The organism is Umezawaea sp. (assembly GCF_057122925.1).
On the sequence record NZ_DBNGPQ010000047.1, the window covers coordinates 68,452 to 93,405 of the forward strand.

26 protein-coding genes and 1 pseudogene are annotated in these 24,954 nt (G+C 71.5%); 13 read left to right on the forward strand and 14 right to left on the reverse strand.

Translation table 11 applies throughout. The features are described from left to right. Window positions 1-573 carry a hypothetical protein gene (locus tag AC156L_RS09330; protein ID WP_330877132.1) on the forward strand — a complete coding sequence of 191 codons (573 nt, stop codon included), beginning with the start codon at window positions 1-3 and terminating at the stop codon, window positions 571-573. A gap of 78 nt (window positions 574-651) precedes the next feature. Continuing rightward, window positions 652-1,152: a DUF6328 family protein gene (locus tag AC156L_RS09335; protein ID WP_330877133.1), complete on the forward strand. Its 501-nt coding sequence runs from the start codon at window positions 652-654 to the stop codon at window positions 1,150-1,152. Between the two features lie 15 nt (window positions 1,153-1,167). Here AC156L_RS09335 and AC156L_RS09340 read toward each other — a convergent pair whose 3' ends face one another. Then, window positions 1,168-2,352 carry a zinc-dependent alcohol dehydrogenase gene (locus AC156L_RS09340; RefSeq protein WP_330877134.1) on the reverse strand — a complete coding sequence of 395 codons (1,185 nt, stop codon included), beginning with the start codon at window positions 2,350-2,352 and terminating at the stop codon, window positions 1,168-1,170. A gap of 227 nt (window positions 2,353-2,579) precedes the next feature. Between AC156L_RS09340 and AC156L_RS09345 the strand changes: the two genes are divergently transcribed. Continuing rightward, window positions 2,580-2,933: an STAS domain-containing protein gene (locus tag AC156L_RS09345; RefSeq protein ID WP_330877135.1), complete on the forward strand. Its 354-nt coding sequence runs from the start codon at window positions 2,580-2,582 to the stop codon at window positions 2,931-2,933. Between the two features lie 106 nt (window positions 2,934-3,039). On the opposite strand, the pseudogene AC156L_RS09350 reads toward AC156L_RS09345, so the two are convergent. The 3 genes and pseudogenes from AC156L_RS09350 to AC156L_RS09360 all read right to left on the reverse strand — a co-directional run. Beyond that, window positions 3,040-3,162, reverse strand: a pseudogene (locus tag AC156L_RS09350) (helix-turn-helix domain-containing protein); the annotation flags it as partial. Beyond that, window positions 3,108-3,440 (reverse strand): hypothetical protein, encoded by a 333-nt coding sequence (locus AC156L_RS09355; protein ID WP_484406751.1) that lies wholly within the window; start codon window positions 3,438-3,440, stop codon window positions 3,108-3,110. The gene AC156L_RS09355 and the pseudogene AC156L_RS09350, both read right to left, overlap by 55 nt. Window positions 3,441-3,449: 9 nt before the next feature. After that, a complete protein-coding gene (locus AC156L_RS09360) occupies window positions 3,450-3,908 on the reverse strand; it encodes a MarR family winged helix-turn-helix transcriptional regulator (RefSeq protein WP_330877136.1) in 459 nt (152 codons plus the stop codon). A 122-nt stretch (window positions 3,909-4,030) separates the two neighbouring features. Here AC156L_RS09360 and AC156L_RS09365 point away from each other — a divergent pair, with 122 nt between their 5' ends. Together AC156L_RS09365 and AC156L_RS09370 are read left to right on the forward strand one after the other, a co-directional pair. After that, the gene (locus AC156L_RS09365; protein ID WP_330877137.1) at window positions 4,031-4,825 is read left to right on the forward strand and encodes an SDR family NAD(P)-dependent oxidoreductase; all 795 of its coding nucleotides are present in this window, start codon (window positions 4,031-4,033) and stop codon (window positions 4,823-4,825) included. A gap of 14 nt (window positions 4,826-4,839) precedes the next feature. After that, window positions 4,840-5,673 (forward strand): aldo/keto reductase, encoded by an 834-nt coding sequence (locus tag AC156L_RS09370; RefSeq protein ID WP_330877139.1) that lies wholly within the window; start codon window positions 4,840-4,842, stop codon window positions 5,671-5,673. A 60-nt stretch (window positions 5,674-5,733) separates the two neighbouring features. Here AC156L_RS09370 and AC156L_RS09375 read toward each other — a convergent pair whose 3' ends face one another. From AC156L_RS09375 to AC156L_RS09395, 5 genes are read right to left on the reverse strand one after another with little or no spacing between them, the layout of a single operon-like run. After that, on the reverse strand, window positions 5,734-6,612 hold the full coding sequence (locus AC156L_RS09375) for a bifunctional 5,10-methylenetetrahydrofolate dehydrogenase/5,10-methenyltetrahydrofolate cyclohydrolase (RefSeq protein WP_330877140.1): 879 nt from the start codon (window positions 6,610-6,612) through the stop codon (window positions 5,734-5,736). Beyond that, the gene (locus tag AC156L_RS09380; protein ID WP_330877141.1) at window positions 6,609-7,178 is read right to left on the reverse strand and encodes a cyclodeaminase/cyclohydrolase family protein; all 570 of its coding nucleotides are present in this window, start codon (window positions 7,176-7,178) and stop codon (window positions 6,609-6,611) included. Before AC156L_RS09380 ends, AC156L_RS09375 begins: the two co-directional genes overlap by 4 nt. Next, window positions 7,178-8,269, reverse strand: coding sequence for an aminotransferase-like domain-containing protein (locus AC156L_RS09385; RefSeq protein WP_330877142.1), 1,092 nt, complete (start codon window positions 8,267-8,269; stop codon window positions 7,178-7,180). Before AC156L_RS09385 ends, AC156L_RS09380 begins: the two co-directional genes overlap by 1 nt. 33 nt (window positions 8,270-8,302) lie before the next feature. Continuing rightward, window positions 8,303-8,644, reverse strand: a complete 342-nt coding sequence (locus AC156L_RS09390) for a hypothetical protein (protein ID WP_330877143.1) — start codon at window positions 8,642-8,644, stop codon at window positions 8,303-8,305. A 31-nt stretch (window positions 8,645-8,675) separates the two neighbouring features. Continuing rightward, complete coding sequence (locus tag AC156L_RS09395; protein WP_330877144.1) at window positions 8,676-9,260, reverse strand: sigma-70 family RNA polymerase sigma factor; 585 nt, start codon at window positions 9,258-9,260, stop codon at window positions 8,676-8,678. Window positions 9,261-9,425: 165 nt separating this feature from the next. Here AC156L_RS09395 and AC156L_RS09400 point away from each other — a divergent pair, with 165 nt between their 5' ends. The 4 genes from AC156L_RS09400 (at window position 9,426) to AC156L_RS09415 (ending at window position 15,222) form a co-directional block, all read left to right on the forward strand. Continuing rightward, window positions 9,426-10,082: an NADPH-dependent F420 reductase gene (locus AC156L_RS09400; protein ID WP_414719932.1), complete on the forward strand. Its 657-nt coding sequence runs from the start codon at window positions 9,426-9,428 to the stop codon at window positions 10,080-10,082. A 34-nt stretch (window positions 10,083-10,116) separates the two neighbouring features. Continuing rightward, the gene (locus AC156L_RS09405; RefSeq protein WP_330877145.1) at window positions 10,117-11,592 is read left to right on the forward strand and encodes a recombinase family protein; all 1,476 of its coding nucleotides are present in this window, start codon (window positions 10,117-10,119) and stop codon (window positions 11,590-11,592) included. A gap of 573 nt (window positions 11,593-12,165) precedes the next feature. Continuing rightward, entirely contained in the window at window positions 12,166-14,088 is a 1,923-nt protein-coding gene (locus tag AC156L_RS09410; protein WP_330877146.1) for a maleylacetate reductase and hydroxyquinol 1,2-dioxygenase domain-containing protein, read from the forward strand. Window positions 14,089-14,235: 147 nt separating this feature from the next. Further along, complete coding sequence (locus AC156L_RS09415; protein ID WP_330877147.1) at window positions 14,236-15,222, forward strand: GDSL-type esterase/lipase family protein; 987 nt, start codon at window positions 14,236-14,238, stop codon at window positions 15,220-15,222. A 56-nt stretch (window positions 15,223-15,278) separates the two neighbouring features. Here the strand turns inward: AC156L_RS09415 and AC156L_RS09420 are convergent, their stop codons facing one another. The 3 genes from AC156L_RS09420 to AC156L_RS09430 all read right to left on the reverse strand — a co-directional run bounded on the left by AC156L_RS09420 (window position 15,279) and on the right by AC156L_RS09430 (window position 18,506). Continuing rightward, a complete protein-coding gene (locus AC156L_RS09420) occupies window positions 15,279-17,144 on the reverse strand; it encodes an ABC transporter ATP-binding protein (RefSeq protein ID WP_414719934.1) in 1,866 nt (621 codons plus the stop codon). Between the two features lie 119 nt (window positions 17,145-17,263). Further along, window positions 17,264-17,467 carry a cold-shock protein gene (locus AC156L_RS09425; RefSeq protein WP_106189155.1) on the reverse strand — a complete coding sequence of 68 codons (204 nt, stop codon included), beginning with the start codon at window positions 17,465-17,467 and terminating at the stop codon, window positions 17,264-17,266. A 322-nt stretch (window positions 17,468-17,789) separates the two neighbouring features. Beyond that, window positions 17,790-18,506 (reverse strand): PP2C family protein-serine/threonine phosphatase, encoded by a 717-nt coding sequence (locus tag AC156L_RS09430; RefSeq protein ID WP_330877148.1) that lies wholly within the window; start codon window positions 18,504-18,506, stop codon window positions 17,790-17,792. A gap of 177 nt (window positions 18,507-18,683) precedes the next feature. Here AC156L_RS09430 and AC156L_RS09435 point away from each other — a divergent pair, with 177 nt between their 5' ends. Beyond that, window positions 18,684-21,182 (forward strand): M14 family zinc carboxypeptidase, encoded by a 2,499-nt coding sequence (locus AC156L_RS09435; RefSeq protein ID WP_330877149.1) that lies wholly within the window; start codon window positions 18,684-18,686, stop codon window positions 21,180-21,182. 55 nt (window positions 21,183-21,237) lie between these two features. Here the strand turns inward: AC156L_RS09435 and AC156L_RS09440 are convergent, their stop codons facing one another. After that, window positions 21,238-21,768: a hypothetical protein gene (locus tag AC156L_RS09440; RefSeq protein ID WP_330877150.1), complete on the reverse strand. Its 531-nt coding sequence runs from the start codon at window positions 21,766-21,768 to the stop codon at window positions 21,238-21,240. Window positions 21,769-22,031: 263 nt separating this feature from the next. Here AC156L_RS09440 and AC156L_RS09445 point away from each other — a divergent pair, with 263 nt between their 5' ends. Together AC156L_RS09445 and AC156L_RS09450 are read left to right on the forward strand one after the other, a co-directional pair. Beyond that, window positions 22,032-22,772 (forward strand): carbonic anhydrase family protein, encoded by a 741-nt coding sequence (locus AC156L_RS09445; RefSeq protein ID WP_330877151.1) that lies wholly within the window; start codon window positions 22,032-22,034, stop codon window positions 22,770-22,772. Window positions 22,773-22,860: 88 nt separating this feature from the next. Further along, window positions 22,861-23,802, forward strand: coding sequence for an aminoglycoside phosphotransferase family protein (locus AC156L_RS09450; protein ID WP_330877152.1), 942 nt, complete (start codon window positions 22,861-22,863; stop codon window positions 23,800-23,802). A gap of 1 nt (window position 23,803) precedes the next feature. On the opposite strand, the gene AC156L_RS09455 is transcribed toward AC156L_RS09450, so the two are convergent. Further along, complete coding sequence (locus AC156L_RS09455; RefSeq protein WP_330877153.1) at window positions 23,804-24,310, reverse strand: DinB family protein; 507 nt, start codon at window positions 24,308-24,310, stop codon at window positions 23,804-23,806. A gap of 168 nt (window positions 24,311-24,478) precedes the next feature. Here AC156L_RS09455 and AC156L_RS09460 point away from each other — a divergent pair, with 168 nt between their 5' ends. Beyond that, window positions 24,479-24,940: a MarR family winged helix-turn-helix transcriptional regulator gene (locus AC156L_RS09460; RefSeq protein ID WP_330877154.1), complete on the forward strand. Its 462-nt coding sequence runs from the start codon at window positions 24,479-24,481 to the stop codon at window positions 24,938-24,940. Window positions 24,941-24,954: the final 14 nt, after the last annotated feature.

Genomic DNA, 24,954 nt, shown 5'->3' on the forward strand with positions numbered 1-24,954 from the left:
ATGAGCGATGCCGACGTGACCCGATCGGCGGGTCCCTCCGCCATGTGGGCAGGCCCCAGGGACGCGCCCGCCGTCGTCGTGCTCGACCCCGCCGGAGTGGGCAGGCACGGCGACCTGCCCGCCACGTGGCTGCCCCTGAGCGAGCACCTCCAGGTGTTGTGGTGCAGGCTGCCCGCGGCGGACGGGCCGTGGCGCGAGGTGTCCGACGTGCTGGAGGAGTTCGAGGGGCGCGGCGTCCCCGTGCACGTGCTGACCAGCGGCCCCGCCGCGGCCAGCGCGCTGTACCTGGCCGACCGCCACCGCGACCTCGTGCGGTCGGTGCTGCTCGTGGACCCCGAGGAGGGGCCGGACCGCACGACCGGCCAGGCCGCCGACGTCCGCGTCATCGTCCGGCGCCCGCTGCCGCTCGGCCACCCCGACGTGGTCGTGGAGGTCGTGCGGGTGCTGCTGGAACTGGACGACGGCGAGCACACCGCTCCCCGGACGCCCGCCATGTCGTCGTTGCTCGGCGACGCCGCCACCGCCCTGCGCGAGTCGGTCGTGAACCTGCTGGACCGGGTGCGCCGGGCCTGACACCCGCTCTGGCCGCGCGCCGTGGAATTAGGCTGTTCGGACCGTTTGTCCGGTTGGTCCACGGGTAAGAAGACGGGTATGAGCGAGGCCGAGGAATCCGACCAGGAACGGTTGAGGCGCAACCTCAACGAACTGCTCCAGGAGTTGCGCGTCGTCCAGGCGGGGGTGCAGATCCTCTTCGGCTTCCTGCTGTCGATCGTGTTCACCGACCGCTACCGCGAGGTGGACCAGTACATCCGGATCACCCACCTGGTCGCGATCCTCTTCGCCGCCACGTCGGTCGCCCTGCTCACCGCTCCCGCCGCCTGGCACCGCGCGCTGTTCCGCCGCGGCAGGCGCGAGGACGTCATCGAGATCACCCACCGCTTCACCATGATCGGCCTCGGGACCCTGGCCGCCGCGATGACCGCCACCGTGCTGCTGCTCGGTGAGGTCATCGTCGGCGGCTGGATCGCGATCGTCTTCGGCGTGGTGGCGGGCCTCGGGTTCGCCACGCTGTGGTTCCTCCTGCCGTGGCGCGAACGCCACCGCGACGACCTCGACGCCCCCGGCCACCCGGAGTCCCCGCTCACCGTCTGAGCGGGGACGCCCCGGTCACGGCTGGAGCAGGATCTTGATCGCGTTGTCCTGCTTCTTCTGGAAGATCTCGTAGGCGTGCGGCGCCTCGGACAGCGGCACCCTGTGCGTCGCGAAGTCCTCGGTGCCCAGCGGGTCGTCGTCGGTGAGCAGCGGCAGGATGTCGTCCACCCAGCGCCTCACGTTGGCCTGGCCCATCCTCAGCTGGATCTGCTTGTCGAACATCGTCAGCATCGGCAGCGGGTCGGCCATGCCACCGTAGACACCGGCGAGCGAGATCGTGCCGCCGCGCCGGACCACGTCGATGGCCAGGTGCAGCGCGCCCATCCGGTCGACGCCCGCGGTCCGCATCAGCTTCTCGGCGAACGCGTCCGGCAGCAGACCCGTGACGTGCTGGGTCAGCTTCGCCACCGGGGCGCCGTGCGCCTCCATGCCGACGGCGTCGATCACGCAGTCCGGACCGCGTCCGCCGGTGACGTCGCGGATGTGGTCGGCGAGCTTGCTCCCGTGCCTGCTGAGGTCGAACACCTCGACGCCGCGGGCCTTGGCGCGGGCGAGCCGCTCCGGCACCAGGTCGACACCGATGACCTTGGCGGCACCGCGGTGCTGGGCGATCCGGCACGCCATGTCGCCGATGGGCCCGAGCCCGAGCACGGCGACGGTGCCGCCCTCGGTGACCCCCGCGTACTCGACGGCCTGCCACGCGGTGGGCAGCACGTCGGACAGGTAGACGAACCGGTCGTCCGGCGGCCCGTGCGGCACCTTGATCGGCAGCGTGTTCCCGAACGGCACCCGCAGGAACTCCGCCTGCCCGCCGGGCATCGAGCCGTAGAGCTTGGTGTAGCCGAACAGCGTCGCGCCCATGCCCTGCTCGCGGACCTGCGTGGTCTCGCACTGCGAGTGCAGGCCCTGTCCGCACATGAAGCAGGTGCCGCACGAGACGTTGAACGGCACGACCACCCGGTCGCCCGCGCTCAGCGCCGTGACCTCCGCGCCGACCTCCTCGACCACCCCCATGGGCTCGTGCCCGAGGATGTCGCCCTCGGTCAGGAAGGGGCCCAACACCTCGTACAGGTGCAGGTCCGAGCCGCAGATGCCGCTGGAGGTGATCCGCACGACCACGTCGGTCGGATCCTTCAGGACCGGATCGGGCACGGTGTCCACGCGCACGTCGCGCCTGCCGTGCCAGGTGACTGCCTTCATGTCGTCGTCCTCCCGAGGAGCCTTGAGGTCTCCCGCAGCGTTCCCGCGAGCGGCGGTGGCAAACCTCCGGCGGCCACGTCGTCCGGACCCGGTGCGGTAGCTCGCGAAGAGCAGGAGCCGGTTGCCTCGATCAGGTGAAAGGCTTGCTGTGCTTGGAATCTGGGCTACCTTGGGGGAGGAGATCCGATCCAGGTCGGGGACCGGGTCGTCGACTCGAGGAGCATCCGGTGCCCACGGACGTGCGAGGCGTGCTGACGGTGGAACGGTGGCGGTTGGCGGGAGCGAACGTCATCGCCGCGCGAGGTGATCTCGACCCTGGGTCCGTGCGCAGGCTCCGCTGGAGCATCGACAGCGTCGCGCCGGGCTCGGGTCCGCTCATCCTGGACCTGTCCGGCGTCGGCGTCCTCGGCCCGGTCGGGGTGGCCGCCCTGCTGGAGACCGCGCGTCGGGCGCGGGCGTTCCGGATCGATTTCCGCCTCGTCTGCTCGGCCGAGGTCGACCAGGTGCTCGACCAGGTCGGTGTGCGGGACGAGTTCGCGGTGTTCGACTCGCGGACGGCCGCGCTGGCCCACGCCGAGTAGGTCCCCACACCCCCGGCTCGACCCGCACCCGGTGCTCCTGGCCGACCCGGTAGCCGACACCGCGCACCGTGCCGATGACGGCCGACGCGTCGCCGAGCGTGCGCCGGATCCGGCGCACGTGCACGTCCACGGTCCTGGTGCCGACCGCGGTGGACGCGCCCCGCACCTGGTCCATCAGCGCCGTCCTGCGGTGCACCCGCCGCGGCTGCCCGCACAGGTGCAGCGGCAGGTCGAACTCCAGCCGGGTCGACCGCACCGGAACACCCGGTGGAGCACCCGCCGGGAGTCCGGGAGGACGCGCAGCGCCGGGCCGGTGCTCCGGTGCGACGGCACCTCGACGTCCACGGCAGCCTGCCCGAACGCGGTCCCGAGCGCGTCGGCCACCCGCTGGGCCACCGCGGAGGCCCGCGCGGCCGTGACGCGGATCACGAACGTGACCTCGGCGGCGTCGGGTTGGCCCGGATCTCCCACACGGGTGATCCGGCCCTCTTCGTCACGGCGCGTCAACGCCTTCCACTAGCTGGACGTGCTTGACGGGCTGAGCTTCGCCAGAGCGGACACGAGCGGTGACAGCTCCGGGAGCTGCCCGGCGTCCGCCAGCGCCTCGCCGAGGGCGGTGTCGTGCGTCGGCCGCGCGGCGTCGAGCAGCGCGACGCCCGCCTCGGTCAGCTCGGTGTAGATGCCGCGCCGGTCGGTGGGGCACAGGTACCGCGAGAGCAGACCGCGGTCCTCCAACCGGGTGACGAGCCGCGTGGTCGCGGACTGGCTCAGCACCACGGCCTGGGAGACCTGCGACATCCGCAGGTGGAAGTCGTCCTGTCGCGCGAGGACGTCCAGCACGGTGTACTCGCTGACGGAGAGCTGGTGCCCGCGTTGCAGCGCGCGTTCGAGCCTGTCCTCGATGCGCGCGTGCAGTGCGGCGAGCGTCCGCCAGCCCTGAGCGCGGGCCTCGGTGGCGTCCTCTGCCAGTGACACGGTTCACCTCTCCCCGGTTGCGCCCCGGACGGACCAGGGGCAGTATCAAGCGTGTGCAACAATCGGCGTCTGCAAGTATTGCGCACGCTGACTACAGCTTACCGCTGACAAGAAAGGGCACCGTGAACATCGACCTCACCGGCCGCACCGCGCTGGTCACCGGCTCCACGGCCGGTATCGGCTACGCGACGGCCAAGTCCCTCGCTCTCGCGGGCGCCGCGGTGGTCGTCAACGGCCGCGACCAGCAGCGGGTCGACGACGCCGTCGACAAGCTCCGCGAGGAGACCGGCTCCACGACCACCACGGGCGTCGCCCTCGACCTCGCGACCGCCGAGGGCGCGGCCGACCTCGTCGCCGGGCTCCACGACGTGGACGTGCTGGTCAACAACCTCGGCATCTTCGGCGCCAAGCCCGTGTTCGAGATCCCGGACGAGGAGTGGACCCGCTACTTCGAGGTCAACGTCCTGTCCGGCGTGCGGCTGGCCAGGCACTACGCGCCGGGCATGGCCAAGCGCGGCTGGGGCCGGGTGATCTTCGTCAGCAGCGAGTCGGCGATCCAGATCCCGACCGAGATGGTCCACTACGGCATGACCAAGACCGCGCAGATCGCGGTCTCCCGCGGCATGGCCCAGGAACTGGCCGGTACCGGCGTCACGGTGAACACCGTGCTCCCCGGTTCGACCCTGACCGAGGGCGTGCGCGAGTTCATCGCCGACCGCGTCGGCGCCGACGTCCCGTTCGAGGAGGCCGAGCGCCGGTTCATGGAGGTCGAGCGCCCCACCTCGCTGCTCAAGCGCCTGATCCGCCCCGAGGAGATCGGCAACCTCATCACCTACGTCGCCTCCGACCTGTCCTCCGCCACGACCGGCGCCGCGCTGCGCGCCGACGGCGGCATCGCCAACACCCTCATCCCGTGAAAGGACCCGACCCCATGACCTCGGTACCCACCGTCACCCTGAACAACGGCGTCACCATGCCGCAGATCGGCTTCGGCGTCTTCCAGGTGCCGAACGCCGAGACCACCGCCGCCGTGGCGGAAGCGCTCCGGGCCGGCTACCGCAGCATCGACACCGCCACCGTCTACGGCAACGAGGAGGGCGTCGGCCGGGCCATTGCCGAGGCGGGCGTCCCGCGCGAGGACCTGTTCATCACCACCAAGCTGTGGAACTCCGCGCAGGGCTACGACTCCACGCTGCGCGCGTTCGACGAGAGCCTGTCCAGGCTGAAGCTCGACTACCTCGACCTGTACCTGATCCACTGGCCCACCCCGGCCCGCGGCCTGTACACCGAGACGTGGAAGGCGTTCGCGAAGCTGGCGGCCGACGGCCGCGTCCGCGCGGCGGGCGTGTCGAACTTCCAGCCGAACCACCTGGCGGAGATCGTCGACGCCACCGGTCTCGTGCCCGCCGTGAACCAGGTCGAGCTGCACCCGCGCCTGACGCAGGAGCCGCTGCGGGCCTTCCACGCCCAGCACGGCATCGTCACCGAGGCGTGGTCCCCGCTCGGCCAGGGCAAGGGCCTGCTGGACGACCCGGCCATCGGCGCCGTCGCGGCCAAGTACGACCGCTCGCCCGCCCAGGTCGTGCTGCGCTGGCACCTCCAGCTCGGCAACGTGGTCATCCCCAAGTCGGTGACCCCGTCGCGCATCGCGGAGAACATCGACGTCCTCGACTTCACCCTGGACGCCGCCGACGTCGACGCCCTGTCCGCGCTCAACGCCGACAGCCGCGTCGGGCCCGACCCCGACACCAACAACGAGGCCTGAGCCGGAGAACGCGGAAGGGCCCCCGGCCGGTCGCCGAGGGCCCTTCCGCACCGGTCCTGACTACCGGCGCCAGCTCGGCTGCCGACGCCTGCCGGGCACCGCCTGGACGGTCTCGGCGGCCTCGACGGTGTGCCGCAGCAGCAGGGCCGTGGTCACCGGGCCGACACCGCCGGGCACGGGCGTGAGCGACCCGGCCTTCTCGGCCACGGCCGGGTCCACGTCCCCGACCAGTCCGCCGTCGGCGGTGGCGTTCGTGCCCACGTCGACCACGACCGCGCCCTCGGCGACGTGCTCGGCCTTGATCAGGCCCGGCTTGCCGACGGCCGCGACCACGACGTCGGCCGTGGTGGTGACCGCGGCCAGGTCGGCGGTCCGCGAGTGGCACACCGTCACGGTGGCGTTCCGGTCGAGCAGCAGGTGCGCGACCGGCTTGCCGACGACGACCGACCGGCCGACCACGACGACGTGCTTGCCGTCGAGGGGCACCTCGTGGTGGTCGAGCAGCGCGACCACGGCCGCCGCGGTGGCGGGCGCGAACGCGGGCAGGCCCGCGGCGAGCCTGCCGAGCGACGTCGGGTTCGAGCCGTCCACGTCCTTGCGGACGGCGATGGTGCCCGCGAGGTCCGCGACCGACAGCCCGGCGGGCAGCGGTGTCTGGAGGATGACGCCGTGCACGGCGCCGTCCACGCTCAGGGCGGTCAGCGCCTCGGCGACGTCGGGTCCGGTGGCGGTGGACCCGAGGTCGACGACGTCGCAGGTGATGCCGACCTTGGCGGCGGCCTTCGCGATCGACCGGACGTACCAGGCGCTGGCCTCGTCGTCGGTCGCCGTCACCACGGCCAGTCGTGGGGGAGTGCCGTCGGCGGCCAGCTTGGCCGCCCGCTCGGTCACGTCCTCGCGGATCGTCGCGGCGAACTCCTTGCCGGACAGCGTGATCACTTGCGGATCTCCTCGCGAACGCTTGCGGTCACCTGGTCGGCCCGTGCGACCAGTGCGTCTACATCGGACACCACGGCGGCGCCGTTGATCTCCACGTTGACCCGCGCCGTGGTCGCCGCGGCACGGGCGGCGTCCGCCGCCGCGGCCACGTCGGTGATCACGTTGCGGTTGCCCACCGGCAGCAGCACCTCGGCCAGCGCGACCAGCCGCTCGGCGACGGCGATGGTCCGCGTGGGCGGGACCGCCGCCCCCGCAAGCGCTTCCGCGATGGCGGCGGACCGCTCCGGACCCTTCGGCAGCCGGTAGGCGTCGGTCACGGCGGTGAACGCCCGCGCGTCGTCGTCCGCCAGCTGGAGCGCCTCGACCCGCAGGACGTCCACTTCGGACAGCACCGCGCCGATGGTCTCGGCGTGCTCCGCGTGCTTCGGCCCGTCGCTGTAGCGGGCGACCATGCCCAGCAGCGCCGCGGACTGCGCGGCGTGCAGGGCGGCGGTCGCCCCGCCACCCGGCGCGGACACCCGCGCCGCCAACCGCTCCAGGAACTCGCCTACGGTCTGGTCACGCATCACGCGTCGAGCGAGCGCACAGCCGCCGCGAGGCGGGTGACGCCCTCGTCGATCTCGCTCGCGGACAGCCCGGAGAACGCCAGGCGCACCGAGTCGTCGCCGCCGTCGAGCAGGAAGTCCGCGCCCTTGACGAACGCGACGCCGTGCTCGGCCGCCTTGACCGCGAGCGCGTCGATGGACACGCCGGGCAGCCGCACCCACATGAAGTACCCGCCCTGCGGGGCGGTGTACTCGGCCGTCGGCAGCTCCCGCGCCAGCGCCGTGACCAGCGCGTCCTTGCGCTCCCGCAGCGCCGCGCGGACCGTGTCGATCGACTTGTCGAGGCGACCCGACCGGCAGAACTGGTTCACGATCGACTGCGCGACCATGTTCGGCGAGATGTACGTCGTGGTCGCGAGCTTGGTGATGCCCTCGATGACCGACACCGGTCCGACGAGGTAGCCGACCCGGATGCCGGGGCACACCGTCTTGGAGAACGAGGACGCGTAGACGACCTTGTCGGCCTTGTCCTGCGACAGCATCGTGGGCATCTGCTCGCCCTCGAAGCGGATCGAGTAGTACGGGTCGTCCTCGAACAGGACGAAGTCGTACTTCGCGGCCAGCTCCAGCAGGCGGGCCCGCTTGGGGGCGCTCAGCGTGTACCCGGCCGGGTTCTGGAAGTTCGGGATGATGTGCGCGAGCTTCGGCCGCACGCCGCTCTCCAGCAGCGCCTCGACCGCGTCGACGTCGATGCCGTCGGAGTGCAGCGCGACCGGGTGGACCTCGGCGCCGCGCTGGCGGAGGTTGAGGAGGGTGCGGTCGTAGGTCGGCGCCTCGACGATGACGGCGTCACCGGGGGAGACGAGCTGCTCGAACAGGAACGCGTCCGCCTGCATCGAGCCGTTGGTGACCAGCACCTGCTCGACCGGGACGCCGTGCTGCTCGGCGATCCACTTCCGCAGCGGCACGTAGCCCACGGCGGTGCCGTACGCGGTCGTGCCCGCGGCGTCGTTGGCGAAGGCGAGCTGGGTCGCCTCGACCAGACCTTCGGTGTCGATGATGTCCAACGAGGGGGCGCCGCGCGTGAAGCCGATCGCTGCCTGGGAAGCCATGGCGCGAAGCCTACCTCCGCCGACTTTCCCGCTTCAGAGGCTCCACTGGTGGGCCGGGTCGACGTCGTCCGACCTCGTCAGCACCGAGCGCGCGGCGGTCAACCCCGCCCCGCCCTCCGCGGTGAGCCCGTTGCCGGAGCGGCCGAACGCCGCGCCGAGGTGGACGCGAGCCGCCGCGACCCCGCCGCCGGGCTCCCGATCGGCCAGGTCGGCGGGCTCGCGCCGAACAGCGGCGACGCGGACGCGGTGAAGGCGACCATCGCCCGGTCGGTCACCGAAGCACGGGTCGGGCGCGCCGCCCGCGTCCAGCACCCGGCGCGGCGCGGACTCGACCGCGGAGCGCGGCACCACCACCGCGTTCTCGTCGCTCACCACGCGTGAACGCGGGGGAACCGCTGGTCACGGCCTAGTGTTCCGAGTCGCCCACGACCTTGCGCAACTGCGTCAGCGCCCGGTGCTGCGCCACCCGAATGGCACCGGCGGTCGACCCGATCGCCTCGGCCGCCTCGTCCGCGGACAGGCCGAGGACCACTCGCAGTACCAGGATCTCCCGCTGGCGCTCCGGAAGCGTCCTCAACAATCCACCCATTCGAGTGGACAGATCGTCGAGCACCGCCCGCTCCTCCGGCCCCGCGGCCGTCTCCTGCACGTCGGGCAGATCCGACATCGGCTCGGTGCGGTTCTTCGCCGACGTGCGGTGGGCGTCGGCGACCTTGTGCGCGGCGATGCCGAACACGAACGCCAGGAACGGCCTGCCCTGGTCGCGGAACGTGGGCAGCGAGGTCAGCACGGCCAGGCAGATGTCCTGCGCCACGTCGTCCGCCGACCCGAACGTGCGCTCGGTGCGCCCGACCCGCGCGCGGCAGTAGCGCACCACCACCGGCCGGACCGACTCCAGGAGCAGCCGCGTCGCCTCGGAGTCGCCGCGGACGGCCCGTCGCACGACCTCGGGGTCGGGACCGGGGTCGCAGTGCTCGGATGAGTGCGCCACCGTCCGGACCACCCCCGCTCCTCGGATCCGCCGAAGATCTTCCACCGGTTGCCGCAAGGTGCCGCCGCAGTCTTGCGGACCCGGTGGAATGATCCGCGCGGCCACGCGCGTTGACCCGTCCGGAAGGCGAACCGCACACCACGGATTCCACACCGAGGAGCACACGTGAAGATCGGCATCATCGGAGCGGGCAACATCGGCGGAGCGCTCACGCGCAGGCTGACCGCTCTCGGCCACGACGTGTCGGTGGCCAACTCGCGGGGCCCGGAGACGCTGGCGGACCTGGCCGCCGAGACCGGTGCCACGCCAGTGCCGTTGACCGAGGCCGCGCGCGGGGCCGAGGTCGTGATCGTGACCATCCCGCAGGGGAAGGTCCCGTCGCTGCCGAAGGGCCTGCTGGACGAGGCCGCTGAGGGCGTCGCCGTGATCGACACCGGCAACTACTACCCGCAGCGCGACGGCCGCATCGAGGAGATCGAGAACGGCGTGACCGAGAGCCGGTGGGTCGCGAACCAGCTCGGCCACCCGGTGGTCAAGGTCTTCAACGGCATCCAGGCCCTGCACCTGAGGGACAAGGGAGTGCCCGCGGGCACGCCGGGCCGCATCGCCCTGCCGGTCGCGGGGGACGACCCGGCCGCCAAGGCGACGGTGCTCCGGCTCGTCGAGGAACTGGGCTTCCACGCCCACGACGCGGGCTCCATCGACGAGTCCTGGCGGCAGCAGCCCGGCTCGCCCAGCTACGGTGCGGACGCGTCACCGGAGAAGCTGCCCGAGTTGCTCGCCCAGGCGAGCCCCGACCGAACGCCGGAGTTCACCGCCTGATAAGCGCCACTAGTGGGGAGTACTCTCCCGTGCCGTGACCACGGCACGGGAGTACCTCCGCGTTTCGAAGGACAAGTCAGGCCACCAGCGTTCCAACGAGGAGCAGCACGCCGATCACGAGGCCTTGGCTGACGCACGAGGGTGGTCGCTCGGCAAGCCGTACCAAGACGTCGTGTCCGCTTCTCGTTACTCGGCCAAGGTTCGTGGTGGGTTCGCTGAGTTGATCGCCGACCTGCATAGCGGCGAGTTCGCGGCGAGTGTGTTGCTCCTCTGGGAATCATCAAGAGGATCGCGGCAGGTTGGTGAATGGGTGGAGTTGATCGGGTTGTGCGAGAAGGCATCGGTGATGATCCATGTCACTGCGCATGATCGCACCTACGACCCTTCGAATCCTCGCGACCGCCGAACGATCCTCGAAGACGCGGTCGACTCGGAGTACGAAGCCGCGAAGACTTCGACCCGAGGTAGGCGTACAGCCGCGCAAGCCGCGTTGAACGGTCAGCCGTGGGCCCGCATCCCCTTTGGCTACCGGCGAACCCGCGACCCCAACACGGGCCGTGTGGATCAGCAGGAGATAAATCCCGAGGAAGCCGAAGTCGTACGTGAACTGTTTGCCCGGATCATTGCCGGTCACTCGTTTCGCGGTATTGCCACGGACTTCGCGGAGCGCGGCATCACGCGTCGAAGTGGGAAAGCCTTCACCGGCCGCGATCTAGGGGTGATGGTGTCCCGCGTGCTGTACATGGGGCAGCGCTCCCACAAGCCACGCGCAGGTGGGCCACTGACGATCTCCGTCGCTGCATGGCCTGGAATCATCAGTGAGGCTGATTTCCTAACTGTGCAGAGGATCATCTCAGCTCCGGAACGAGTGTCGACGCGAGCTGGGCGAGGAACGCACCTGTTGTCGATGATCGCTCGTTGCGACGTGTGCGACGCGAAGCTGGCCGCGCGTACTCGACACGGCGAGATGGCCTACACCTGCCACGCCGCAGGGCACGTCGGAGGGTTCAAGTCCGACTTGGACGTCTATGCCGAAGAGGTCATCATTTCCTACCTTTCGTCGGAGGCTGCTCACTCGGCCATCAACGCGGGCATGGCGGACGAGAAGAAGCTTGCCGAAGTGCGTGATGGTGTCGCGCGTGCGCGTCGTGACTTTGACGAACTCGCCGATCAGGTGAGCGCGGGCACCCTGTCGGCGGTATTCGCCGCGCGGGCAGAGCCCGGCATCCTTGCCCGGCTCCGGGCGGCTGAGCAGCGTGAGAAGGCGCTCAAGACCCCTGCGGCACTCCAGGGGGAGACCGGGCCTCGCGAGTGGGTGCAGGCGCGCTGGGACGTCGCTCCGATGGCGGCAAGGCGGACGCTGGCGCAGACGCTGTTCAGCCCTGACCTGATCGGCACTCTGCGGCTGATGAGGAGTCCGACGCCGGGTAAGCGAGTGCCCGTCATGGACCGCGTCGTGTGGGTGCGCCTGGTGGACGGCAAGGAGGTCCGAGTCCCCAGGGGTCGGTGACAATCGGATCACACGCTCGGACGGCCAAGTTCGCAACCAGTCAGCTTGGTTGGGAAACTTTTCGTTACCTGCCAACGGTTTCCGGTTCGAACAGGTCCGGAACGGTTCAGGCCTCTTCGCTCTCGGAGCTTGCACACGGTTCGGAAGTCTTTGTGTAGCAGGGTATATCGACACGGAACGCTACTGCGGGCGGCCTGCTGCATCCAGATCGGCTCTGGCCGGAATGCCGCACGTGCAACGACCGTTGGCGGCAGGTTGAGGGAATCCCCTTGCGCACCAAGCAATCCGCGGATTGTGCGCGGTGATGAGCCTGGTCAACGCCCCTGCGGCCGTGATGGTGATCATCGGACTCGGTACCGCGTACGCGGTCGGGCGCACCCTGATCGACTGGCACCGACGCTGACTCGGTGCCTCCCGGTCATGGCGCGGTGGGAGGCCACCTGCTCATGATGGGTGCCGCGAAGGCTGAGCGGCTACTGTCCGGATACTCTTGCTCGGCAACGAAAGCTTGAGGTCGGACCTGTAACCGCAGGTCAAGCTCACGTCGTCCCCACTAGTGGAGTTCACCGTCTGATGAAGCCCTTCGTCCACGAAGTCCGCTCGACCCGGATCGTCTTCGGCTCCGGCACCGTCTCGCAGGTGCGCGCCGAGGTGGAACGGGTGGGCGGCAACCGCGTGCTCCTGCTGGCGAGCGAGCGGCTGGACGACGTCGCTCGACGGGTCGGGGAGTCCCTCGGCCCGTCGCTCGCGGCCCGGTTCGACGGCGCCGCGATGCACACCCCGGTGGAGGTGACCGAGCGCGCGCTGGAGGTGCTGCGCTCCCACAGCGCGGACTGCGTGGTCGCGATCGGCGGCGGTTCCACCACCGGCCTGTCCAAGGCGCTGGCCGCGCGCACCAACGTGCCGCAGGTGATCGTGCCGACGACGTACTCGGGCTCCGAGGTGACCGCCGTGCTCGGCGAGACCAGGGAGGGCCGCAAGACCACGAGGTCGGCCCCGGAGATCCGCCCGGAGACCGTGGTCTACGACGTCGACCTCACCCTCGGCCTCCCGGTGCCGCTGTCGGTCACCAGCGCGGTCAACGCGCTCGCCCACGCCGTCGAGGCGCTGTACTCGCCGCAGGCCGAGCCCGTCACCGACGCCATCGCGCTGGACGCGATCACCCGCCTGTCCCGCGGCCTCCGGGCGCTGTCCGCCGACCCGTCCGACGTGGACACGCGCGCCGACCTGCTGACCGGCGCGTGGCTCGCGGGCACGTGCCTCGGCTCGGTCGGCATGGGCCTGCACCACAAGCTGTGCCACACCCTCGGCGGCTCGTTCGGCCTGCCGCACGCCCAGACGCACACCGTGGTCCTGCCGCACGCCATGGCGTACAACGCCCCCGCCGTGCCCGAGGTGATGGAGCGGATCGCGGGGGCGCTCGGGGTCCCGGACGCGCCCGCGGGCGTGTTCGACCTGATCGCCGAGGTCGGCGGGCCCACCTCGTTGCGCGCCCTGGACTTCCCGCTGGAGGACGTGCCGCTCGCCGTCGAGCTGGCCACCGCGCGGGCGTACCCGAACCCGCGCGAGGTGACGTCGCCGGGCGTCGCCGGGCTGCTGTCGGACGCGTGGCACGGCAGACGTCCCGCGAGCCGCGTCCCCGACCTGGGGTGGCTGACCGCCGAGGTCGTCGCGAGCTTCGACGCGACCCCGGACCCGCGCACCCGCGCGCTGCTCGCGGACCTGGTGCGGCGCCTGCACTCCTACGCCACCGAGAACGACCTGACGCAGACCGAGTGGCGGCGCGCGATCGACTTCCTCACCCGCACAGGGCAGATCAGCAGCGCCGTGCGGCAGGAGTTCGTGCTGCTGTCCGACACCCTCGGGCTGTCCAGCGTGGTCGACGCGCTGACGAACTCCCGCACGCCCGGCTCGACGCCGTCCGCGGTGCTGGGACCGTTCTACGTGGACGGTCCGCCCGCCGCGCCCTCCGGCGCCGACCTGGCCTCGGGGGCAGCGGGAATCCCGCTGTGGGCGGACATCCACGTCACCGACCCGGACGGGATGCCGGTCGAGGACGCGGTCGTCGACGTCTGGCAGGCCGACGACGACGGCTTCTACGACATCCAGCTGCCCGACCTGGACGGCCCGGTGCTGCGGGCGAGGTTCACCACGGACGAGGCGGGCCGCTTCACCTTCTGGTCGATCCTGCCGTCGGCGTACCCGATCCCGGACGACGGCCCGGTGGGGGAGATGCTCGCCGCGACCGGCCGCCACCAGTACCGCGCCCCGCACCTGCACTTCATGATCAGCGCGCCGGGCCACGAGCGGCTGGTCACCCAGCTGTTCGTGGCGGGCGGCGACCACCTTGACTCCGACGCGGTCTTCGGCGTCAAGGAGGAGTTGGTCGTGGACTTCCGCCCCGCCACCGGTGCGACGCCGGACGGCAGACCGGTCGAGGGGCCGTGGCGCCGCCTGGACTTCACGTTCCGCCTGGCCCGGACGACGGGTTCGTGAAACCGAACCAACAACGTTTGCAGCCCATCCGGCGCATTGTCGTTCCGTAACACCGAGTTTACGGTGATTTTGCGTCGACCGGCGCGAAATGGCCATGATCTTCCAGGAGTTGCCATGCGCGTCGGTGCGCTCTTAGCCTCACTGCTCATGATCGGGGCGGCGGCGCAGCCCGTGTCCGCCGCGCCCGCGGACCCCCGTCCCACCGCCATCGTGTCGCTCGGCGACAGCGCGATCTCCGGCGAGGGCGCGGGGTCCTACGAGCCCGGCACCGAGGGCGAGAACGGCAACTGGTGCCACCGCTCCACCAGGGCGCTGGTCCACCAGACGGCCGTGGCGGACCGCACCTTCAACCTCGCCTGCTCCGGCGCGGACTCGGCCAACGTCTCGCTGGCCGACACCGTCCACTACACGGAGGGCTCGCAGGCCAGGCGCCTGATCGACATCGCCCGGCAGAACCGCGTGACGACCGTCGTGCTCCAGGTCGGCGCCAACGACGACCCGCAGTTCGCCGACACGATCGTCAGCTGCATCGCGGCGTGGCTGAACCCGTTCGGCAGCCCGTGCCGCTCGGCGCTCCAGACCCAGTGGCCCGCGCGGCTCGCGGCGATGGCGCCCAAGGTGGAGAACGCCATCGCCGACGTCCGCTCGGCCATGTCGCAGGCGGGCTACGCGGCGGGCTCGTACAGCTTCGTCCTCACCTCGTACGCGTCGCCGCTCACCGAGAAGATGGACAAGGTCCTGCACGGCCCGCACGGCTGCCCGGTGCGCCTGGCCGACGCCGAGTACGGCCGGACCGTGGCCGTGCCCCAGTTCTCCGACGCGCTGCGCGGCGTGGCGACCAGGACCGGCACGAAGTTCCTGGACTTCGCCCGCGCCACCGAGAACCGCGAGGCGTGCAGCAACAAGAGCGGCAGCTCGACCGGCGAGTGGCAGCGCCGCATCACCGTGGACCCGGAGGCCCTGGTGCACGGCGGCCTGGACGCGATCGGCATCCACCTGGCGCAGCAGTCCTTCCACCCGAACGCGGCGGCCCACGCGCAGCTGGGCCGGTGCGTGACGGAGTTCGTGCAGTCCGGCACCCAGGCCGCCCGCTGCCTGGTGGGCGCGGACGGCAACCTGCACGCGGTGCAGTAGCGACCGGCGACCTCCGGCCCGGTCCCCACCTCGGGGACCGGGCCGGACGTGCGCGCTCAGGCGGCGACCTCCTGGCTGAACTGCGTCCGGTGCAGCTCCTCGTACCGGCCGCCCGCGGCGAGCAGCGACGCGTGCGTCCCCCGCTCCACCACGCGCCCGTCCTCCACGACCAGGATCAGGTCGGCGGCCCGCACGGTCGACAGCCGGTGCGCGATCACCACGGACGTCCGCCCGGCCAGCGCTTCCCCCAGCGCCTCCTGCACGGCGGCCTCCGACGTCGAGTCCAGGTGCGCCGTGGCCTCGTCCAGCACCACCACCCGCGGCCGGGCCAGCAGCAGCCGCGCGATCGTCAACCGCTGCCGCTCCCCGCCGGACAGCCGGTACCCGCGTTCGCCGACCACGGTGTCCAGCCCGTCCGGCAGCGACGCGATCAACGACGACAGCCGGGCCCGCTCCAGCACGTCCCACAGCTCCTCCTCGGACGCGGACTCCCGCGCCAGCAGCAGGTTGGACCGGATCGACTCGTGGAACAGGTGCCCGTCCTGGGTCACCATCCCCAGCGCGGCCCGCACGGACGAGGCGGTCAGGTCCCGGACGTCCACGTCCCCCAGCCGCACGCTGCCGGAGTCCACGTCGTACAGCCGGGCCGCCAGCTGCGCGATCGTCGACTTGCCCGCGCCGGAGGACCCCACCAGGGCCACCATCTGCCCCGGCTCGACCCGGAACGACACGTCGTGCAGCACGTCCACGCCGCCGCGGGTGTCGAGCGCGGCCACCTCCTCCAGCGACGCCAGCGACACCCTGTCCGCCGACGGGTAGGCGAAGGTGACCCCGGAGAACTCCAGGCCGACCGGGCCGTCGGGCACGGGCACGGCACCGGGCTTCTCCGCGATCAGCGGCTCCAGGTCCAGCACCTCGAACACCCGCTCGAACGACACCAGCGCGGTCATGACCTCGACCCGCGCGCTGGCCAGCGCCGTCAGCGGCGTGTACAGCCTGGTGATCAGCAGCGCCAGCGCCACCACCGCGCCGGGCTCCAGCGAGCCGCGCAGCGCGAAGAACCCGCCCAGCCCGTACACCAGGGCGAGGGCCAGCGAGGACACGATGGTCAGCGCGGTCAGGAACACCCACTGCACCATCGCCGACCGCACGCCGATGTCCCGCACCCGCCGAGCGCGGGCCGCGAACTCCGCGGACTCCCCGGCGGGGTTGCCGAACAGCTTCACCAGCGTCGCACCCGGCGCCGAGAACCTCTCGGTCATCTGGGTGCTCATGGCGGCGTCGTGGTTCGCGGCCTCCCGCTCCAGCGCGGCGAGCTTGCCGCCCATCCGCCGGGCGGGGAGCACGAAGACGGGCAGCAGCACCAGCGCCAGCAGCGTGATCTGCCACGAGATGCCGATCATCACGACCAGCGTCAGCAGCAGCGTCACCAGGTTGCTGACCACGCCGGACAGCGTGTCGCTGAACGCCCGCTGCGCCCCGATGACGTCGTTGTTGAGCCTGCTCACCAGCGCGCCGGTCCGCGTGCGGGTGAAGAAGGCGACGGGCATCCGCTGCACGTGGTCGAAGACGGCGGTGCGCAGGTCGAGGATCAGGCCTTCACCGATGCTGGAGGACAGCCACCGGGACAGCACCCCGACGCCCGCCTCCACCACGGCGATCACGGCGATCAGCCCGGCGAGGCCGACCACGACGTTCAGGGGCCCGCCGTCGTTGATGGCGGTGACGATCCGGCCCGCGATCACGGGTGTCGCGACGGTGAGGACCGCGGCGACGACGCTCAGCGCCAGGAACCGGGCCAGCCGGGAGCGGTGCGGTGCGGCGAACCGGGCTATGCGCCCCAGGGTCGCCTTGGAGAACGGTCGCTTGTCCTGCTGGGCGTTCATGACGTGGTGCAGCGACATCCACGCGGTGACATCCATGCTCATGCGGCCGACGGTAGGACCTCGACTTAAGGTGAGGTCAACCGGAAAAAAGGCCCTGCAACGCGGTGTGGGCCCGCACTCCCCATGGAGTACGAGCCCACAACTTCACGAACAGATCAGACGGTGCGGACCTGCTGGGCCTGCGGGCCCTTCTGGCCCTGGCCGATCTCGAACTCCACGCGCTGACCCTCGTCGAGGGACTTGAAACCGCTGCCCGTGATCTCCGAGTAGTGGACGAAGACGTCAGGACCGCCACCGTCCTGCTCGATGAAGCCGAAGCCCTTTTCGCCGTTGAACCACTTAACAGTGCCCTGCGCCATGCGACTAACTCCTTGTAAGCCTGAGTCAGGTCCTCACGACGAGGAACCCTGATCTCTCCCGGTATCTTGCCACGTCCGGGCCGGTTTTGCGCCGTCGTACTCGCAGAAGCGGGCTAAATCACGTTGTTCGGCCTGGTCAGAGCCATATTTTTCAGTGCGGCTCCCGCGTTTTTCGGGCCCTTCGGCCCTCATTTTCCCGCCTGGGCCACCTGTTCGAGTGAACTGGACGCCCGAAGTGGCCGGGGGGAAAATCGCACACTACCTGTGATGTGAATCACATATTTTCTCGTTTCGTCAGGAAATCAAGTCGAAAATTCGCGTCTCACGTCACGTCGACCACCAGGGCGGTGGCGTTGTCCGTGCCGCCCGCGCGCAGGGCGGCCCCCACCAGCAGCGCCGAGGCCGCCGCCGGGTCGCCCGCGCCCGCGAGGACGAGCCGCAGGTCCTCGTGCGCGAGGCGCCCGTGGACGCCGTCCGTGGTGAGGACCAGCCTTCCCGCGCCGCGGGGCGCGTGCGCCAGCCCGATCGACGAGGGGTCGCTCATCCGCACCGAGTTGGTCACCACGTGCTCCATCCGCGGCGTCGGCGTCCGCCCGCGGGCGCGGAAGTGCTCGGCCACCGTCTGGTCGGTCGTCAGCCGCGTCAGCGCCGTCCCGTCCCAGAAGTAGGCCCGCGCGTCACCCGCCCAGGCCACCGTGAAGCCGCCGCCGAGCCGGGGAGCCGCCGTCACGAGCACGGCGTCACCCGCCAGGTGGCGCTCGTCGTCGGGCAGCCACGCCTCCAGCACCGCGCGCGCCGCCGCCACGGCCCGACCCGCGCCGAGCCGGGCCGCCTCGCGCGCCGCCGCCCCGGCCGCGAGCCGGGCGGCCCTCCCCGCGCCCTCGGAGTCGCCGATGCCGTCCGCCACGGCGAAGGCCAGGCCGCCCGAGGAGGGGTCGCGGCAGGTCGCCGCGGCGTCCGCGTTGTGCCCGCGCGGCCCCCGCTCGCTGCACGTCCCGCTGGTCAACCGGACCGGCCGCGGCACCTGTTCCACCAGCATGGCGTCCTCCTCGTCGTTCGCTCTGACCCCAGGAAGCCAGACAAACCGAAGAAACAAGCCAGAACCACCTGTCAAGACGCTGAGAAACCTCCTACTTACAGGGGTTTCTGCCGCTGCGACCGGTCGCTACCGTGTCGCTTCCCCGGCACGCTGCCGGCCTACTGAGGGGTGGATCGGATGAGGTCAAGACGGAAGCAAGCGGCAAGAGCGGTGATCGCGGTGGGCGTCGGCTCCGCCGTCGTGTTCGGGCTCAACGCGCCGGTCTCGGCCGCCGCGGAGAACGTCCTCCGCGCCGACCGCGCGGTCGCCCGTTCCTGCTTCGCCGGAGTGCTCCCCGCCCGCACCGCGGGGGTGGACCGCCGGGAGGTGACCTCCACAGTGGACGGACTCGTCCAGGCGCGGTTGGCCGCCGGGAACGGCGGCACCGGCGACTGGGACGTGGCCGTGTTCGACAAGGCGAACGGAAAGCTGGTGGCGGCGTCGACCGCGCTCGCCTCCCGCGAGCTGGCCGAGAGCTTCGTGACCAAGGGGCAGCAGCTCGTCGTCCAGGGCTGCCGGTACGCCGGTGACACCCGCTCGGTCGTGCTGGGCGTCGACTTCCTCGCGCTCACGCCGCAGGGCACGCCCACCCCCGGCGTGACCGCCGAGACGGCCCCGGAGCGCGCCGAGCTGGTCCGCGTGGCCACCGCCGACCAGCAGGACAAGAACAAGCTGCTCGGCCTCGGCCTCGACGTGACGGAGAAGGCGGACGCCACGGGCGTCGACGTCGTCCTCGCGGGCGAGGCCGACCGCGAGGTGCTGCGCGGGAGCGGGTTCCGCTTCGAGGTGCTGAACCCCGACCTGTCCGCCACCTCCCGCGAGAACGCCCGCGAGGACGCCGAGTTCGCCGCGACCACCGAGCGCACCGGGCTGCCCTCGGGCCGCACGGGCTACCGGCACCTGTGGGACTACAACTTCGAGATGAAGGAGTTGGCGCGCGAGAACCCGAAGCTGGTGCGCGCCTTCACCCTCCCGCACGCCACGGTCGAGGGCCTGGACGTCGTCGGCGTCGAGGTGGCGACCAACGTCGCCAACACCGCCGACGGCAAGCCGGTCAACCTGCTGATGGCGCTGCACCACGCCCGCGAGTGGCCGTCGGGCGAGCACGCGATGGAGTGGATCTACGAGCTGGTCGACGGGTACTCCCGCGACCGGGAGGTGCGAGGCCTCGTCGAGCGCACCCGCAACATCATCATCCCGGTGGTCAACGCCGACGGCTTCACCATCTCCCGCGAGGCCGAGCCGAAGGGCGACTTCAGCCGGTTCGACTACGAGATGAAGCGCAAGAACTGCCAGGCGGACGACTCCCCGGAGCAGTTCCGCACGGGCGTCTGCAAGGCGAACCCGGCGGGCGCGCAGCGCGGCACCGACCCGAACCGCAACTACGCGGGCTTCTGGGGCGGCGCGGGCGCGTCGACCTCCTGGTCGGGCGAGACGTTCCGCGGCTCCAGCCCGTTCTCCGAGCCGGAGACGCGCAACATCCGCGACCTGGTGTCCAGCCGCCAGGTCACCAACCTGATGACCCTGCACACCTACTCCAACCTGGTGCTGCGCGTGCCCGGCGTGTTCGGCACCCGGCCGCCGCTGGACGAGCCGCTGAACAAGGCGCTCGGCGACCTCATGGCCTCGCGCAACGGCTACACCAGCCAGCCGTCGTGGGCGCTGTACGACACCAGCGGCACCACCGAGGACTGGTCGTACTGGGCGACCGGCGGCTACGGCTACACGATGGAGATCGGTCTCGACGGCTTCCACCCGCAGTACTCCACGGGTGTCGTCGCCGAGTACCTCGGCCAGGCCCCGGCGCAGGGCGCGGGCAAGGGCGGCAACCGCGCCGCCTTCCTCGACATGCTGAGGAACGCGGCCACCCCCGAGGCCCACTCGACGCTGGTCGGCACCGCGCCGCGCGGCTACGAGCTGGCGCTGCGCAAGTCGTTCCAGACGCCCACGTCGCCCGTCCGCCAGCCGGACGGCACGACCAAGCCCGCGATCTACGTGCAGGACACGCTCAACTCCACGCTCGACGCGACGGGCGGCAGGTTCTCCTGGGCCGTCAACCCGTCGACCCGCCCGTACGTCGCGGGCCGCTACGGCCGCGACCCGCAGGCCCCGGTGCAGCAGGACATCCAGCTCGCCAACCCGGAGGGCGTGCCCGCCGAGAACACCCGGTACCCGGCCGACCCGACCGCGGACCGCATCCCCTTCACGGTCAAGGGGATGCCCGAGGTCGACAACGGCAAGGTCTCCATCACCGTCAACTGGGGCTCCCCGGCCACCGACTGGGACCTCTTCATCGTCGACGCCGACGGCGAGACCGTCACCTCGTCCGCCGCGGGCGGCACGAACAGCGAGACCGCGGTCCTGTTCGACCCGCCCGCCGGTGAGTACACGGCCGTGGTCGTCAACTACAGCCAGGCGAACCCGGCGACGCCGGACGACTGGACGGGTGGACTGGTCGAGTTCGCCCCGCCGGTCCCCGCCACGTACGGCCCGAAGGAGTCGTACACGCTCACGTGCAAGGACCGCCGGGGCCGCATCGTCGGCCTGACCGACGTGTTCGTGGACCGCGGCCAGACCGTCGACGTCGGCGCCGTGTGCACCGACTCGGCCCGCGCCACCAAGCAGCGCAAGCGCTAGCCGGAGCGCGGGGCCTCCCGGACGTCCGGGAGGCCCCGCGCCGCCGACCGGGGGCTCAGCAGGTGGGTGGTAGCCAGCCGGGCTCGCCGACGACGTCCTCGGGGGACGCCGTCATGGTGTTCGGCCGCTCCGGCGTTCCGACGCCGAAGCTGAACCCGACCAGCCCGCCGGGGCACACCCGCAGCGCGCTCGGACCGCCGTCGGTGCCGCTGCCGCGCCAGGCGAGCGGGTCGAGGGCGACCCGCCACACCTTCCAGTGCGCCTCGCCGCCGACGTGCCCGTCGCACGCCTCCGCGGCGGGGAGGCCGTCGACGCGGCACACGTAGTCCCGGTCGCCGTAGGACCCGGTCCCCGCGCCCGCGCGCACGGCGAACCCCGCCCGCTCCAGCGCGGCCCGAGCGGTCCCCGGATCGCCGGAGGCGCACCGGACCGCGGTTCCGGAGCCGCCCGCGCCCGTGGTGTCGACCGCGACCGTGACCCCCGAGGGCGACGGGCACGGTCCCGCCGTCCAGGTCCCGTCCGCGGGCACGACGGCGGACAGCAGTGCGGACGTCACGGCGGCGAGGCGGCTGAGGGGCGTGAGCACGGGCCGCACACTACGTCCGGTGACCACATCGCGCTCCTCGACCACCGAGAGCGCTCGGAGTAGCGCAGATCACTGGTCCCCCGCCGGAAGTTCGTTGTGGTTCAACAACCTTTGGGACTTATGTCCGGTTAAAGGGTCTTGTCGGCGTGATCACGCGGTTCCAGGATGGGCGAACACGGTCGGATATCACCCGTGCGGGTGATCAAGCCGACTGTCCGAAGAGGACCGACCAGGCCCTCTCGGCAGCCGAAAGGTTCGTTCGCGTGGCACGCAGAGGCCTCATCGCCGTCATCGCCCCCCTCACGCTCGCCGTCACGTTCGTGACCGCCGGGGGTGGCACCGCCCAGTCGCAGGTGCCCAACCAGAGCCCGGTCAACATCACGATCGGCTCGATCAGGATCGACCCCGCGCAGCCGAGGCTGATCACCTCCTACGGCCACTCCGACGTGGAACTGGAGTACGTCCGCAAGGACGCGGCCAGCGCGACCGGGTGCACGACCCGGCACCACGAGGAGACGGAGGAGGCGAACGTCGTGCCCGGCGCCGCCCACGTCACCGTGGCCGGGGTCCGCTACGAGCTGGAGCAGTTCCACTTCCACACGCCGTCCGAGCACCGCTTCCAGGGCCGTTCCGACCCGATGGAGATGCACTTCGTGCACCGCAGCGCGGCGGGCGCGCTGCTGGTGGTCGGCGTTCCGCTGCGCGCGGGCGCACCGTCCACCGTGGACAGGGTGCTGGCGAGGCTCGCGCCCGAGTGCGGCGAGAACGTCGAGGTCGGCGACGTGGACCTGAACTCGCTCCTGCCGCGCAACCACACCACGTTCCGCTACAACGGGTCGCTGACCACCGCGCCGTTCACCGAGGGCGTGCAGTGGTTCCTGACCAGCGAGCTGACCGTGTCCCAGGCGACCATCAACCGGTTCCAGGGCCTGTTCACCAGCGGCAACGCCCGCGCCACCCAGCCGCTCAACGGCCGGACCGTGACCGAGGTCCCGCAGTTCTAGCAGGTCGGCGGGGCCGTCCGAGGAAGCGGACGGCCCCGCCGGGTAAATGGGGGGCGTCGGATCTGGGGCCGATGGCAGGATGGGCGGTATGCCTGGAATCTCGACGCCCGAAGAGCTCGCCTCCCGCACGTCCCGCGCCCTCGCCGCGGCGGTCGGGGCGGGCCGCGCCCTCGGCCTGGAGGTGACCGAGCCGAAGGTCCTGCACGACGTGTTCTCCGTCGTCGTGCACCTCGCGCCCTCGCCGGTGGTCGTCCGCGTGCCCACCGTCCTGGTGCCGTCGTTCCGGGCCGACCTCGTCGCCCAGCACCGCCGCCAGAGCGACGAACTGGCCGTCGTCGGCTGGCTGGCCGACCGCGGGTTCCCGGTGATCCCGCCGAGCCCGCTCGTGCCGCGCGAACCCGTCCAGCGCGACGGCTTCTCCATGACGTTCTGGCAGCTGGTCGACATCAGGCAGGACGTCGAGCCGGACTACGCGCACAACGCCGCCGCGACGGCCGAGCTGCACGCGGCGCTGAGCGACTACCCCGGCGAGCTGCCGTTCATGTCGTCGTTCGACCACACGGTCACCGAGAACCTCGACTTCCTCGCGTCGCGCCCCGACCTGATCGACGCCGCCGACCTCGACCGGGCCCGGCGCGAGTGGGCGGCCCTGGAGCCGGTCGTCGGCTCCCGCGAGGGCTTCGCGAAGGCCTTCCCCGACGTGGCGGTGCAGACCGTGCACGGCGACTCGCCGCCCGCGAACCTGGTCTCCACCGTCCACGGCGACCTGCACGCGGACTTCGAGCTGGTCACCAGCGGACCGGTCGAACGCGACCTCGTGATGATCGGTCCGGACGGCGAGGCCGCCTACGACCGCGCCGCCGCCGCGCTGGGCCTCCCGCCCCTGAACCGCGAGGTGCTCGCCGTGATGGGCGCCGCCGGGTTCGTCCAGGTGGTCGCCTGCCTCGCGCTGGTGCCGCAGCTCCCCCTGCTCGCCGAGGGCCTCAAGCCCGCGCTCGAGGCCTGGCGCGCCACCCCGCCCGCGTTCTAGCTCAGCCCATCGACTTCTGGCCGTCGATCGACTCGCGCAGGATGTCGGCGTGGCCCGCGTGCTGCGAGGTCTCCGCGATCAGGTGCAGCAGGACGCGGCGCGCCGACCAGGACTTGCCCGCCTCGAACCACGGCGCCACCGGCAGCGGGTGCGCCACGTCGAGGTCGGGCAGCGTCGCGACCAGCTCGTCGGTCGTGCGCGCGACCTCCTCGTAGGCGTCCAGCAGCCCGGCCAGGGTCTCGCCCGGCATCATCCGGTGCTGCTCCTCCCACGGGATCGCGCCGTCCTCCATCAGCGTCGCGCCGCCGACGATGAACCGCGACCAGGACGCCTCGGTCGCGGCGACGTGCTTGATCAGCCCGCCGAGGGACAGCGCGCTCACGGTCGGGTGCGAGCCCGCCTGCTCGTCGGTCAGCCCCCGCGTCGTGCCGCGCAGGAAGAACCGGTGCTTGGCCAGCGTCTCCAGCAGGTCCGCTCGTTCGCCGGTGGTGGTGAGGGTGCCGGTCATCGTGTCCGCCTTCTTTCCTCTGAGCTGATGAGAACGAGCCTAGAAGGCATCGCGGACACCTCCTGTCCTCGATCGCGGGCGGATCCGCGGAGTTCCGCGGCGACCGTGCCGGGTGAGCCGACAACTAGACTTGACGGTCAAGAACCGGGACCACCGAGGAGACCACGCATGGGCGCGCGCACCGACCGGACGACCGCAGAGCCCGATCTCGGCGTCCTGGCCGGCAGGTTGCTGTTCGCGTTCCAGCGGGAGATGTTCACGACGTTCGCGGAGAAGGGCTTCCCCGACCTCCACCCCCGCCACGGCTCCGTCCTCGCCTACCTCGACAAGGACGGCGTGCGCGCCACCGACCTGTCCCGACTGTCGGGCGTGCACAAGCAGGTGATCGGCACCGTCGTGGACGAGCTCGAACGCCTCGGCTACGTCGAGCGCAGGCCCGACCCGGTGGACCGCCGCGCCAAGCTGATCTGCCCCACCGAACGCGGCCTCGACCAGATGCGCGTGGCCGACACGTTCGTGGCCGCCCTGGAACGCCGCCACGCCCGCCGCATGGGTCCGGAGGCCTACGCGCAGTTCAAGAGCATGTTCACCGACGTCGTGGAGCACCAGCGCCGCCGCGTCGAGCCGTAGCCGGGCACGCCGGA